At 35.9% G+C, this 12,635-nt stretch carries 14 protein-coding genes; 6 read left to right on the top strand and 8 right to left on the bottom strand.

Annotated features, from left to right (window positions below):
- Positions 1–363 precede the first annotated feature (363 nt).
- The gene (locus RAH34_RS00395) at positions 364–960 is read left to right on the top strand and encodes a hypothetical protein (RefSeq protein ID WP_114819151.1); all 597 of its coding nucleotides are present in this window, start codon (positions 364–366) and stop codon (positions 958–960) included.
- A 322-nt stretch (positions 961–1,282) separates the two neighbouring features.
- Here the strand turns inward: RAH34_RS00395 and RAH34_RS00390 are convergent, their stop codons facing one another.
- Together RAH34_RS00390 and RAH34_RS00385 are read right to left on the bottom strand one after the other, a co-directional pair.
- A complete protein-coding gene (locus RAH34_RS00390; RefSeq protein WP_114819152.1) occupies positions 1,283–2,296 on the bottom strand; it encodes a TQO small subunit DoxD in 1,014 nt (337 codons plus the stop codon).
- Between the two features lie 53 nt (positions 2,297–2,349).
- Positions 2,350–2,706, bottom strand: a complete 357-nt coding sequence (locus RAH34_RS00385; RefSeq protein WP_162800844.1) for a hypothetical protein — start codon at positions 2,704–2,706, stop codon at positions 2,350–2,352.
- A gap of 192 nt (positions 2,707–2,898) precedes the next feature.
- On the opposite strand from RAH34_RS00385, the gene RAH34_RS00380 reads away from it, so the two are divergent.
- A complete protein-coding gene (locus RAH34_RS00380) occupies positions 2,899–3,459 on the top strand; it encodes a DNA-3-methyladenine glycosylase I (protein WP_306594789.1) in 561 nt (186 codons plus the stop codon).
- A gap of 218 nt (positions 3,460–3,677) precedes the next feature.
- On the opposite strand, the gene RAH34_RS00375 is transcribed toward RAH34_RS00380, so the two are convergent.
- Positions 3,678–4,043 (bottom strand): helix-turn-helix domain-containing protein, encoded by a 366-nt coding sequence (locus tag RAH34_RS00375; protein WP_306594788.1) that lies wholly within the window; start codon positions 4,041–4,043, stop codon positions 3,678–3,680.
- 91 nt (positions 4,044–4,134) lie between these two features.
- Here RAH34_RS00375 and RAH34_RS00370 point away from each other — a divergent pair, with 91 nt between their 5' ends.
- Positions 4,135–4,665 carry an NAD(P)H-dependent oxidoreductase gene (locus RAH34_RS00370; RefSeq protein WP_114819156.1) on the top strand — a complete coding sequence of 177 codons (531 nt, stop codon included), beginning with the start codon at positions 4,135–4,137 and terminating at the stop codon, positions 4,663–4,665.
- Positions 4,666–4,709: 44 nt separating this feature from the next.
- Here RAH34_RS00370 and RAH34_RS00365 read toward each other — a convergent pair whose 3' ends face one another.
- From RAH34_RS00365 to RAH34_RS00350, 4 genes are all read right to left on the bottom strand, one after another.
- Positions 4,710–5,162 (bottom strand): hypothetical protein, encoded by a 453-nt coding sequence (locus tag RAH34_RS00365; RefSeq protein ID WP_306594787.1) that lies wholly within the window; start codon positions 5,160–5,162, stop codon positions 4,710–4,712.
- Entirely contained in the window at positions 5,159–5,638 is a 480-nt protein-coding gene (locus RAH34_RS00360) for a hypothetical protein (protein ID WP_306594786.1), read from the bottom strand. Before RAH34_RS00360 ends, RAH34_RS00365 begins: the two co-directional genes overlap by 4 nt.
- A 27-nt stretch (positions 5,639–5,665) precedes the next feature.
- Positions 5,666–7,252, bottom strand: a complete 1,587-nt coding sequence (locus RAH34_RS00355; RefSeq protein WP_306594785.1) for a patatin-like phospholipase family protein — start codon at positions 7,250–7,252, stop codon at positions 5,666–5,668.
- A 93-nt stretch (positions 7,253–7,345) separates the two neighbouring features.
- Complete coding sequence (locus RAH34_RS00350; protein WP_114819160.1) at positions 7,346–8,245, bottom strand: CorA family divalent cation transporter; 900 nt, start codon at positions 8,243–8,245, stop codon at positions 7,346–7,348.
- Between the two features lie 73 nt (positions 8,246–8,318).
- Between RAH34_RS00350 and RAH34_RS00345 the strand changes: the two genes are divergently transcribed.
- From RAH34_RS00345 to RAH34_RS00335, 3 genes are all read left to right on the top strand, one after another.
- Positions 8,319–9,341 carry a 3-oxoacyl-ACP synthase III family protein gene (locus RAH34_RS00345; RefSeq protein ID WP_306594784.1) on the top strand — a complete coding sequence of 341 codons (1,023 nt, stop codon included), beginning with the start codon at positions 8,319–8,321 and terminating at the stop codon, positions 9,339–9,341.
- 224 nt (positions 9,342–9,565) lie between these two features.
- A complete protein-coding gene (locus tag RAH34_RS00340) occupies positions 9,566–10,360 on the top strand; it encodes a hypothetical protein (RefSeq protein WP_162800837.1) in 795 nt (264 codons plus the stop codon).
- Positions 10,361–10,654: 294 nt separating this feature from the next.
- Positions 10,655–11,350, top strand: coding sequence for a hypothetical protein (locus tag RAH34_RS00335; RefSeq protein ID WP_306594783.1), 696 nt, complete (start codon positions 10,655–10,657; stop codon positions 11,348–11,350).
- A gap of 70 nt (positions 11,351–11,420) precedes the next feature.
- Here the strand turns inward: RAH34_RS00335 and RAH34_RS00330 are convergent, their stop codons facing one another.
- Positions 11,421–12,581: a thioredoxin family protein gene (locus tag RAH34_RS00330; protein WP_306594782.1), complete on the bottom strand. Its 1,161-nt coding sequence runs from the start codon at positions 12,579–12,581 to the stop codon at positions 11,421–11,423.
- Between the last annotated feature and the right edge of the window lie 54 nt (positions 12,582–12,635).

The raw sequence follows: 12,635 nt of genomic DNA, 5'->3' as shown, positions 1-12,635 counted from the left end.
TTTTTTATGCTGTGTCTTCTGTAAAATAGTAAAAGTCAATAACTTTTAGTTTTCATTTTATTAAACAAAAAATAATATCACTTATTGGAGAGTTTATTTGTTTTTTCTAGCTTTACAGTACCAAATGAAAAAAATATGAATACAATCCCTCATCTCTTAAAATCTTTTTCAAAAAAGGGTTTTTCGGAATATTATGTCGGTCTTTTATCTGAATCTAGGGTAATAAAATTAACTGATCGAATTACACTTTATATTATTTTATATTTCATAAAGACAATTTTTCAACATCTGAAAACTGTATGAAGTATTCTATTTCATTATTACACTAAACCATGATTTCAAAACACTAATAACGTATTACATATGAATCAAATTCAACTGCCGGAAACTTACCTGGCATTATCAGATTTCAGAAAAAACGATATCTATCTCCCTGAAATGAATCAGGCTCAGCTTATTGCAGATTTCTTTCCCGGAACTTTTACAGAGCTTACCCAGCGTCTGTCTGATATTACGGGAGCTTTTTATGGTGGTATGCTTAAACAGATCGGAAAACTTTACGGACCAGAAGCTATTGAACAGCTTTCCAGTACTTTTATGTACGACCTCGGATCAAGAATGGCTCTGAGGAATCTTGAAACAAAACCTAATCTGCAGCCCGGAATTCCAGCGGTTGCCAAAATATTGATAGGAGCAGTTTTTACATCCAGTCCCGAATACAATTTTGAATTTAAAGAATTAAATGACTACAAATGCGAATTGCTTATTAAAGGAGTAGACCGTTACCATAAAATCACTCATAGCCTGCAAATTGCAGGTCTGCTGAAGTGGCCAGTCATAAAACCTTTCATACAGGGCGTTTGCGACACTATGGGACTGGATGTTTTATTGGATATAAAAGTACTTAAGCTTGATCCGGACAGCTCTTGCAGCTATCATGTCTTTGTCTCAGAAAAGTAATATCAAATATGAATTAAAGCGGACTTTAGTCCGCTTTTTTGTGTAAATGAATATCTATGGTTTGACTGATGCGTATAAAGCATCTCGCAGATTTTGCTGATTCTGCAGATTTTAATTGTAACAGAATTCTAATCGTAGAAAAAAAATCAACAAGAAAGGGCTATAATCCAGAGCATAACCAGAAAGGTTACGAGCGTTAGTTCAAGAAGGAAGCCCAATTCATAAGAAATACATAGTCCAACGGCTTTAGTCCAAATATAAAACGTTAAAATAATAAACTCCAATCCTCGAATCCCAAACCCCGTATCCCGCATCCCAAACCTTATTCAACCCTCTCTATCCACTCAATACCACTTACATCAATCAGTTTCAGACTGTGGATATCATTTTTTTGGAAAATATCATCAATATTCAGTGTCACATCTGCTTTGGCTCCCAATGGAATTACCAGACTGTGTTTTCCCGGTTTCACTTTGGCGACATAATGATTTTGAATATTTTCTTTAGAAATTCCGGAGAGTTCTTTATGATCAAATTCCTTTAAAATCTTTCCCTTTTTGTCGAGAATATGAATACCGATGAGGAAAGACCCATACACGTCAGCACCTTCTGTTCTGTAGACTTCAAAGCTTAACTTTGAATGATTATGAGAGATGTTTGAAATTTCCAGCTTAGGCTTTACCGATTTATTATGCAGTGTTCCCCATACACCACCGTGAAAATATTGATTGGTAAAAAGGGTTAATCCAAATATAATGAGTGAAGCTCCCAATACAAAAACCTTCGGATTTGAAATAGGAAAACTCCCTGATCCCAACCATTGAAACCATCTTTTCTGAGTGAATTTTTTGTTATTCTTTATGAAATAATTGTCCAGAGAATAAGCTCCGCTTCCTGTCAGAAACAAAACAAAGCCGCCTGCAACACCTAAAACACCTATTTGCCATTCATCAAGGCAGGTTGTTCCCAGCCAGCCGGAACCCAGTAAAATTCCGAGCGCAAGACTGAAAATTCCGATACTCATTAAGCGGGTCAATAATCCCAGGATAATGAACAATCCAACAATGGCTTCGATAATGGTAAAAATCATCATGGAGCGTTGCAAAGCATCGGGATGAGTCACCAGGTATTCAATAACTGGTTTTATTCCCAGGGCATTGGGTAAGAAATGATTGAATTTTTCCCCAATGTATCCCTTTTCATCAGGAATAAGCTTGTTTTCAAGGATTAATCTGCGCCAGAATGCTGAAAAGTAAGTCCATCCGATAACCATGCGGAGGGATAAAGTATATAATCCGGCCAGGTCCGAAGACTGGCTGTTTGTAATATGTTTCATTGAAATTAATATTGTATTGTAAAAACTGATTTTTTAATTAGGCTTAAAAATTTTTAACCCAGATTAAGCTTCAGTCTTTTGAATAGAATATATTTCGGAGGGCTGTTTCCTGTAGAATACCCCGAGTAGTTATTGAAAGAAATCCTTTTTTCAGCAGAATTGCCGGTTGTTGAAAAAAAATAAGAAAAAGAATCTTTGTATTGGCTCTGAGTTTTGTTTTTTGAAACCGAAATTCCGGAAGAAGCAGATGCCAGATCACAGCTATAGGAAATTGATGAGGTTGTTTTTACCTTATTCAGTCCGCTGATAAACTGAATGTCAAAAATATCAAGAACATTTCTTTTTACAGAACAGGGAGATAGTGAAAACACCAAAATAAGCATCGTAATGATCGCTTTATAAGTTTTCATATGGACTCCTGAATTGTGCATGATTACAAAACTACACTTTATTTCAATAGGGTTCAGCAAACTTTTAACTAAAAACTATTTTGTTCTGTTAAAATGTAAAAATTAAAAATCACTACTGACGGACAGTTGTCACATTTCCGGTTTATCTTTACAAATCGAAAAATCTTACGTAACAACAGAAAATATATTGTAATGAGTTATTGTTTAGCAATAGATGGAATGCAGCCCGAAAGCAGAAAAGAACTGCATAAAAATTACCATGACAATTATTATGGGTTTCCTATTCACGATGATAATGAATTGTTTGGAAGACTCATTCTTGAAATCAATCAGGCAGGGCTGAGCTGGGAAACGGTTCTGAAAAAAGAAGACAGTTTCAGAAAAGCTTATGACCAATTTGATATTCAGAAAATTGCCGGTTATACAGAAGAAGACCGTGAGAGATTACTGGGCGATCCGGGAATTATCAGGAATAAACTAAAAGTGAATGCTGCCATCGAAAATGCTAAAACAATCATTGTATTACAAAAGGAATTTGGTTCTTTTGAAAAATGGCTGGAGCATCATCATCCCATGACTTTGCAGAAATGGATGAAGCTTTTCAAAAAAACATTCAAATTCACTGGCGGGGAAATTGTAAACGAATTTCTTATGAGCACCGGATATCTGCAAGGTGCTCATCATAAAAGTTGTCCGATTCACGCAAAAGTATTGGCTCAAAAGCCTTTGTGGAAGGAGGCTGAGGGGAAGTAGAATACAACTATTCTTTCAATTAATAAGCCTGGATTTCTATGGAATGACATATAGAATTGGTTGCCATTATGCATACACTGTGTCATTCCGCAGGAATCCAGCTTCCGAAATTAAGAATAGAAAAAGAAAGTCTATTTCTATTGAACTGATCAGATCATTTTAGGGGCCTGCCTTCGCTAATGTAAGATCTTTGCGAAAATCTTTTAACCAAACCCTTTTTATTTCTTTTCCATAATCTGTTTATGTTCATTACCCCATTTTTCAAACTCAAGAATGACGGGCTTCAATTTATAGCCGATTTCTGTAAGTTCATATTCTACTCTTGGAGGAACTTCTGCATATACAGTTCTGGTAATAATTTTGTCTTCTTCCAGTCTGCGGAGCTGCAGCGTAAGCATACGTTCGGTAATGGTCTGAAGCTTCTTTCTTAGTTCCCCGAATCTCATTTTCCCGTTGATCAGATAGCAACAGATGGCCAATGCCCATTGCCCTCCGATAATGTTGGAAGCATAGATTTCCGGACATTCATCAGCAAGTGCTTTTTTATTGGCAAAATTGGTTGAAGTTTCCTTTATTTTAGTCATTACTTACATTTTTTATAGTACCATACAATAGGTTGCTAATGTACGAAATGTAAGTAACGTGTTGTAATTTTGTAATAGAAATTTAAGCATAATGAAAACATTAGTGATTGTAACGCATCCTGATATTGAAAAATCTGTAATCAATAAAAGATGGATCGACGAGTTAAAAAAATACCCCGAAAAATATACGGTTCATCAACTTTATCAAGCTTACCCTGATGGAAAAATCAATGTGGCGGAAGAGCAAAAGCTGATGGAATCTTATGACAACATTGTATTTCAGTTTCCTTTTTACTGGTTCAGCAGTCCACCACTTTTAAAGCAATGGCTGGATGAGGTGGTTTTGTATGGCTGGGCGTACGGAAGCAACAGCGGTTTCAAATTGGCCGGAAAGAAAATGTCACTGGCTGTAACCGCAGGAATAGATGAAGAAGGATACTCCACATCCGGAGAATACAAATACACGATGAAGGAACTTTTCCGACCTTATGAACTGACTTTTGATTATATAAAAGCCGATTATAAGGAACCTTTCGTCTATTACGGGATTGAAAGAGATTCTTCCGATGAATGGATCAACAGAAGCGTTCCGATGTATCTGGAGTTTCTGGATAATTTATAACAGAATAAAAAGTAAAGTTGGACTTGAATTAAAATGAGTTCAACTTACTTTTGTATGTATTCAAAAGGTTCCACATTCCAGTCCTGAATATATTTCTTTATGGTGTTACTATCAATATTAAAGGGAACATCCTGATATTTCCAACCCTTTGCGGGAATTTTTAAATCTATGAGATAATTCTCAATAGAGTAGATGTCAAGTAGTGCCGAATTATCAGGATTTATAGAATCAAAAATAATCAGGAACCTATCTCCTTTCTGATAAGAGACATTAGCCGTTTTAGAATAGGTAATACCATTCACATGATATTTATAATCTACTCCTACGCCATTACTGTTTTTGTGATGCCAGTCTGATATAGCTTCTCCAATGGTGTATTTTGGGCTTTTGAGTATATTGTTTATTCCTAAATGGGCACTAATTAAACAAAATATGATAAAAATTACAGTAGCTGTCAAAATAATAATGTGAAACTTTTCTGAGATCAATTTTTTCATGTTCCAGTTCTATATTTCTCGTTGAACTTCTGCAGATCTATTGCCTGTTCCTGAAAATACTCTTTAAACTTATCTGAAAGATTTTGATCCTTACATTTTACAATTGTATACCCACTGTCAAACGCAACAATTTCTAAGATACTTTCCTGAATTAAAAAATGATCCGGTTCCCAAACATTTGTATCTTCAACAGATAAGATAGAAAAGGCTGAAGTATCGGGTTCAATAGTATTTGGAACGGCTGAAATGATCCCCCAAATGATCTGAGTATTGCTTTGATAGAGCTGTTCAAATTCCGGATGATCCAACACAAAATATTCTTCATCAAAATTAATGGAAAGAGTCTGATCAGATATAAAATCTAAATCCGTCAAAATCCACTTATAAATGGCAAGATCATTCCATATAGGTTTCAAAACCTCATGAAGATTTGTATGGAATTTTACCTTTTTTGTACTTCTGATAATCCAGTTCACTTATTCATTATTTAAATTTAAAAAACCTTATCCCACCGTAGGCGTATCCTCTTCCTTCAGTATTTTTTTCTCCTTCATGGTAAGCATCATTCTTTCATATTTGTACTTTTCCCAATCAAATGTATTGAGAAATTCAAGGGCAGCCTGAAACCCTCGGTTAAAAAGTTCTTCTTTTTCTTCTTTTTTCATAAAGAAATTCAGCCAGCTGCTGGTACCACAATTTACACTTTGTATGCTGTATGAACGATAGAAAGTATGTTTGGTTAGGAATGTTTTATCATTAAAACCTTTCAGGGTACTGATGATATTTCCGGCATAGCTGAAGGGTGTTTTCATAATTTCTTCACTGGTTTTGCCTTTTTCAGAAAGAATAGCAGAATCACTTGTCAGTTGAACTCCGAAAAGAGGCATTCTTGGATAAAAAACTTCATCGGCATGAAACAGGTCAATAGGGAAGTTGGAAATACTGCCGCCGTCAATGAAAATTCCTGCAGGATAGATGTCTTCGGGCTTCGTATTCATCCAGTATCTCCATGCATATTTTACAGAATCATCGTCTTTATCGATGGGCTTCTGAAAAGGCTCAAAGAAAAAAGGAACCGCCATAGAGGCTCTTACAAATTCAGCCGGGCTGATGTGTTTTAATTCCTCTTCAGACCAGTAAAGATTGGCCATTGTAGGAAGTTCTACTTTAATTTTCGCATTGATATCAGTGGTAATAACTACATATTCAGATTTCAGAAGGTAGAAAGGATTGTTTTTATAATAATCATTATTGGCGGCACTTTCATAGAAAATTCTGTATCGGGTTTGATCAATATGTACCTGATTTTTGATTTTAATTTTTTCAATGCTCTGCAAAGCCACCTGATAATATTCCTGCCCGTTCCCATAACGATAGTTGAGATTGAGATCACCCTCTTTCTGAATGAATTTTTTGTTGAGCTGGGCAACTGTTTTTATCCCGAACTGATCCAGTGCATTTTGCATGGTATTCTGAAAAACATTTCCGGGATTCAGTCCGCTGTTTTCCTTCCTGAAATTATTGTACAGCTTTTTAACACAGAAAAAAAGAATGACAGCCGGAATCAAGGGAATCAGAAACATCAGCTTGGCATTGAGTATTGTTGTGGGAGGAGCGAGAAAGGGAATACTCAGAAGAATAATGAAGAGGATCACCGCAATAATTGCATTAATCTTAAAGAAATCTTTGTTGTTCAGCATGGCATGGAGAGTGGTCTTTACATAGGTTTTCCCATCCATAAAATCTGCAAAATTCCAGCTGAAAAGAATATCCTTGATTAGCTCACTTTTAGCTTCTTCTTTGGTCTTACAAGCCGCGATCAGCATGGTGTTGATCGCTCCTGCACTCGTTCCGGCCACTTTCAGAAAACGGATGCCAAATATTTCCAGCCCATAAAGATAGCCTACCAGCGCGCTTCCCCAGACACCACCGCCTTCCTGTACAAATTCTACATACTGATTCCCGGACTGATCCAGCAGATCAGAGAATTCTTTCGCAGAAATGAGCTCGTGTAAGGCAAGCAATTTATCTTTGGATGTCTGTGAAAGAGATGAATCTTCAAGAATTTTGTTGAGGTTTTCAGGGTTCATGGTATTTTGTTTTGGTGGTTTTCAGATGAAAGACAAAAAGTAATCAACTGATGGTATTCTGTTGAATAAAAGATTTTACAACCTTATATTAAATTACCACTGTCTTCGTCTCACATAAATAAATGTACTGATCACAACGGTTGCCATAGCTCCCAATGTGATAAAATAGCCATACTTATGATGAAGCTCAGGCATATTATCAAAATTCATCCCATAAACCCCGGCAATAAAGGTGATGGGTAAGAAATACACCGAATAAATAGCCAGAACTTTCATCACCTGATTGGCCTTTTGGTCCGAAAGTGCCAGGAACATGGAAATAAGGTTGGTAATCTGAATATTTAAATGATCAAAATCGGCAACCACATCTTTATGTTTATCTTTTAAATCGACAATCTCAGAGTCCTGTAAATTCAGTAATTTAAATTTATCAATAGCATCTGTAGAAATTACCAGTACACGGGAGTTTAATCCGGATTTTCGTTTCAGCTTGTAAAGACGGCGGATCTGGCTGGTATGATTGGTGTTTTTAAGGAAAATCTCATTTTCAATATTATCCATTGTTTCAAACAGACTTAAAGATTCATCATCAAAACTTTTCATAATCAATATAGCAATCATCAGTGTGATTTGCTGAGGACTAACATCTTGCTGAATCGAAGAAACTTTTTTCTTAGTCTCGGTGATGCTTCTGGTCTTCATCCTATGGATGGTGATGATGGTATTTTCCACCAGAAAAATTCCGATTTTGGTGCTGATATCACTGATGGTATTGAGATTTTTTCTTTCCAGCTCTGTGCTTTCACGGAGTAAAAAGAATTTTACATTCCCGTCTTCTTCATATTTCGGAAGGTGATTAGGATCCATCGTATCTTCCAGAAGAAGATTATTGATTTCATATCTTTCATGAAGAAATTTCAGGTCTTCTAAAGTAGGAGCCTCTACATCTACCCATTCGCACTGGGAGGTTCTGTATATCGTATCAATTGGCATAAAGTAAAAATACTAATATTTTGAAAAACTATGTGTTAAATAAGTTTTATCTTTGCCAAAATTAAAAAACTATATGATTAAAAGTACCATAAAAGGGGTGGGATTTTATGTTCCAGATAACGTTGTTACAAATGATGATTTAGCAAAACTAATGAATACTAATGATGAATGGATAACGGAAAGAACAGGGATCAAGGAAAGAAGACATAGAAAAAACAGGTACGACGCTCAGGAAACCAGTGCTTATCTAGGCTTTAAAGCCGCAGAAAAAGCGATCCTGAATGCTGGTCTTACCTCAAAAGATATCGATTATATTGTTTTTGCCACACTTTCACCGGATTATTATTTTCCAGGATGTGGCGTATTGCTTCAGGACATGCTGGGATGTGATACCATCGGAGCATTGGATGTAAGAAATCAGTGTTCAGGATTTGTATATTCTATGAGTGTGGCTAATGCATTTATCAAATCAGGTACTTATAAAAATATTCTTGTAGTAGGTGCTGAAGTTCACTCTTTCGGATTGGATTTTTCTGACGAAGGAAGGGGAGTATCTGTTATTTTTGGGGATGGAGCAGGAGCAATTGTTCTTTCTGCATCAGAAGATGAAAATTCAGGAGATATTTTAGCGATGAATATGCATTCCGAAGGAAAATATGCAGATGATCTTTGTACTCAGTTTCCGGGCTCAAAATTCGGATGGAGTGACAGAATGAGAAAAGATCCTGAAAATGTAACGAATAAAGAAGTATATCCTATTATGAACGGAAACTTTGTATTCAAACATGCCGTAACAAGATTTCCGGAAACGATGATGGAAGCATTGAACAAAGCAGGAAAAACAGTTGAAGATCTTGACATGTTTATTCCACATCAGGCGAACCTGAGAATTGCTCAGTTTGTACAGGAAAAATTCGGACTACCCAACGAAAAAATCTTTAATAATATTCAGAAATACGGAAATACAACCGCTGCTTCTATTCCCATTGCTTTAAGTGAAGCGATCGAGCAGGGAAAAATAAAAAGAGGAGATCTTGTACTTCTTTCAGCATTCGGAAGCGGATTCACCTGGGGGAGTGTTTTGTTTAATTTTTAATTTTTTTCATCATTTAATAAATTAAACGGTTTTTTTTAAATCATTATTTGTTAATTAATTGATATTCAATGAAATACTTTGAGTAATGTATTTTATTGAATATCTTTGTGCTGTTGATTTTGATTTGTTTAAAATTTACATCAACATAAAGAACTTCAGGTATGTATTACAATGAAGTCAATATTAAACACAATTTTAAAGAACAACGTTTAAATTATAAAAAGATGATGAAAAAAATTATTTTATCAATGGTAGTATTATCATTATCAGCCCGTGCTTTTGCTCAAACGGGAGGTATAGGTATCAATACTCCAAATCCGAATTCCAATGCAGCATTGGATATTGTTTCGACAAACAAAGGGCTTTTACCTCCACGGGTTGCCCTTACAAGTACCAACTCTCCTTCACCACTTAGTGCACATGTGGCGGGTATGATAGTTTATAATACGGCAACAGCGGGCACTTCTCCCAACAATGTAAGCCCTGGCCCGTATTATAACGATGGCACCCAATGGAGTAGTATTGTGAATGTTTCCACTTTGAATACTCTGGGGATCCCGAGACCGGCCATTTATCAATTAAATTCTACTATGGGTAATTTTTTAAGTACACAAGGTATTGGGCAAAAACAGATTCTTGCTCCTGTATTGGAGATAGCCAACAGTTCGGGAAGCGGGATTACTTATGCCGGAGCTTCTCAGATTACATTTACTCCGGGGTTGTATGCGATTACTTTTACGTATGAAGCAGACCATAATAATGGATCCTGCAGTCTTTCTTCTTATTTTGTAGATTTTCCGGTTGGGAGTAGCGGTACTCAAAGGGTACATAGTACTGCATCTCACGTATCCGGTGGTTCGTCAAACCATGGAGGAAGTATTACCTTTACTGCAAGAATTACTTCCAATTATGTATGGAATATTGAGCTGGGAAGAGGGCAGTCAGGAAATTGTACAGGAACAGGAATGACCCTTTATCCATTATCTACACAGGTTTCCATATTGAGAATATCCAATTAGTTTTATTCTAGTATATCATAACGAGACAAAAATAAGTCAAAAACCATAAGCTTTAGTTTATGGTTTTTTATTTGGTAGAGGATTTAAGTATCTTTTTATTGTGATAATGGTGCTGATTTTTTTATTGATTATCAATTTGTTGTATTTTTTTTGTTGATTTTTAACATTGTGTGAAAAATTATAGAGTTTATAAAATGTTTTGTCATTTTTAATTGAAAATATTCATTGTTGCGTAAATTATTTGATTGTTTTTTTGTTGTAATTTTATTTCTGTTAAAAATTCTAAAAACAAACATGAAAAACTATTTATTACCTGGGGCTTTTTTAGTTCCCTTATTTTCGTTGGCCCAAGTTGGAATAGAAACCCCGACTCCTCAGAAAACGTTGCACGTTAATGGTTCTCTACAAGTAGTTAATGAAATCAATGTAGGAGGAAATGCCACAACGGCAGGTTCTGCGGGCACAACCGGTCAGATTTTGACATCCAATGGGGCTGCAGTCGCTCCCTCATGGCAGACACTAAATACAATAAGCGGAACAATTAACGGCGCATTCTATGTACAGGGAACTACTGCTGCTACCGCTGCTCAGGGAGCAACAATTGATGTTCCTGGCGTAACAATTACTTTGACGGTTCCTACAGGAAGAACTCAGACCTTTTTATTTACTATTTTAGGATATGCAACATTAACAGATGGTAGTTCGAGTCAAGGTGTTTTCGCCCTTTTACAAAATGGAACGAAAATTTCGTCAGCCTTTGCTTCTAAAGCAGGAAACTTTCCTGGAGTAACTGCTTTACAAAGTATGCCTGTTCCGGTAACATTTTTGAAATCAGTAACCCTCCCGGCGGGAACTTATACTTTTAAAGTACAGTATGCAGCATGGTCCGGAGCTGCGACAGTAAATTTTGTTCCTTCTGGTTATGCAGGATATAATGGTGATACAGAAGCAATGCTTACCAAGATGCAGATTCTGGTATATAATAATTAAGTACTTTTTTTAAAAACAAAAAACCGCAAAACTGAAGTTCTGCGGTTTTTATTTTTTATTAGGAGGTTTATTAAAGATTCTTCAATAGCTTTTCCGTGTCTGTAGAATCCTGTCCTGTGCTTTTTGCCAGTTCAATAGATTTTTCAGCCCACATTTTTGCATTTTTCTTATCACCAACCTTATTGTAAAGATTAGCTAAAGTATCAGTATTAGCAAAGTTCTGATCTTTCTTTACAGATTCTTGTGCCCATGCAATGGCTTTTTCAAGAGAGGTTTTATTGCTTACATTTTCAAAAAAGTTCCATGCAAGGGAATTGAGTTCTTCAGAACCAGCCGCTGAATAATCTTTGTAAAGATCAAGAATTAGCTTTTCATACTCTGCAATATCTTTATTCTTTAAAGCTCTGTTGGCTTTCATTCTTTTTAAGATCTTGTCAGCTTCCTCTTTGCTTAGAAATTTCTGGGTTTCAGCCATAAAATAGCTATCATCCCATTTTTTTGTATCCGGATTATAGGCTTTTTTAGAAACCGTGTTCAGCTTAATATTTTTATCAAACTTTTCATATTTATCTTCCGGGAAGAACTTAACGATATCAGCTTTTTTATCCTGAAAAATTTTGTATAAAGGACTGTCTGTAGTTTGTACTCCTGAAAGAAGCATTTGGATATCTTCCTGGTCTAAGCCTGTTTTCTGCTGGAAATAGCGGTTAAGAACTTTCCCGGCAAACTCAGCATCGTTATACATGGTAAGACCTGCAAGATTCTTTAAAAACTCAGGATCTTTTTCTCCTTTTTCAAACTGCTGCTTCAGAGAAGTAAGTCTTTTGTTGGGATCTTCTGCGTCTTTTGCAAACTGGATAAAGTCTTTTTCTTCCACATATCCTAAAGTTCGGTGTACAGCTTCACCATTTCCGTCAATAAACAGGTAAGTAGGGAATGCTTTTACATTATATTTTTTGGCCAGCTCAATTCCTTCTCCTTTTTCCATATCAATTTTAGCATTGATAAAGTGAGAATTGTAGTAATCTCCTACAGACTGAAGGGGAAAAATATTTTTAACCATCAGTTTACAAGGTCCACACCATGAAGCATATGCGTCAATAAAGACCAGTTTTTTTTCTTTTTTTGCTTTGGCCATAACAGAGGCAAAATTGCCCTCTTCAAATTTAATTCCCTGTGCCCATGCAAGAGCTCCTATAAAAATTGAGGAAAGTATTGCTATTTTTTTCATAAAACTTTTTATTCCCTGCAAATGTAATAAATATGATGACACATGGGCTGTTCA

Origin of the sequence: Chryseobacterium sp. WLY505, assembly GCF_030846215.1 — a bacterium.
Taxonomy (GTDB): domain Bacteria; phylum Bacteroidota; class Bacteroidia; order Flavobacteriales; family Weeksellaceae; genus Chryseobacterium.
Note: the sequence above shows the minus strand (reverse complement) of the source record. Positions and strands in the feature narration are given on the sequence as shown.

Coding starts and splice junctions, on each gene's coding strand:
- RAH34_RS00395 (WP_114819151.1), top strand. CDS start 364: ATGAATCAAATTCAACTGCCGGAAACTTACCTGGCATTATCAGATTTC.
- RAH34_RS00390 (WP_114819152.1), bottom strand. CDS start 2,296: ATGAAACATATTACAAACAGCCAGTCTTCGGACCTGGCCGGATTATAT.
- RAH34_RS00385 (WP_162800844.1), bottom strand. CDS start 2,706: ATGAAAACTTATAAAGCGATCATTACGATGCTTATTTTGGTGTTTTCA.
- RAH34_RS00380 (WP_306594789.1), top strand. CDS start 2,899: ATGAGTTATTGTTTAGCAATAGATGGAATGCAGCCCGAAAGCAGAAAA.
- RAH34_RS00375 (WP_306594788.1), bottom strand. CDS start 4,043: ATGACTAAAATAAAGGAAACTTCAACCAATTTTGCCAATAAAAAAGCA.
- RAH34_RS00370 (WP_114819156.1), top strand. CDS start 4,135: ATGAAAACATTAGTGATTGTAACGCATCCTGATATTGAAAAATCTGTA.
- RAH34_RS00365 (WP_306594787.1), bottom strand. CDS start 5,162: ATGAAAAAATTGATCTCAGAAAAGTTTCACATTATTATTTTGACAGCT.
- RAH34_RS00355 (WP_306594785.1), bottom strand. CDS start 7,252: ATGAACCCTGAAAACCTCAACAAAATTCTTGAAGATTCATCTCTTTCA.
- RAH34_RS00350 (WP_114819160.1), bottom strand. CDS start 8,245: ATGCCAATTGATACGATATACAGAACCTCCCAGTGCGAATGGGTAGAT.
- RAH34_RS00345 (WP_306594784.1), top strand. CDS start 8,319: ATGATTAAAAGTACCATAAAAGGGGTGGGATTTTATGTTCCAGATAAC.
- RAH34_RS00340 (WP_162800837.1), top strand. CDS start 9,566: ATGATGAAAAAAATTATTTTATCAATGGTAGTATTATCATTATCAGCC.
- RAH34_RS00335 (WP_306594783.1), top strand. CDS start 10,655: ATGAAAAACTATTTATTACCTGGGGCTTTTTTAGTTCCCTTATTTTCG.
- RAH34_RS00330 (WP_306594782.1), bottom strand. CDS start 12,581: ATGAAAAAAATAGCAATACTTTCCTCAATTTTTATAGGAGCTCTTGCA.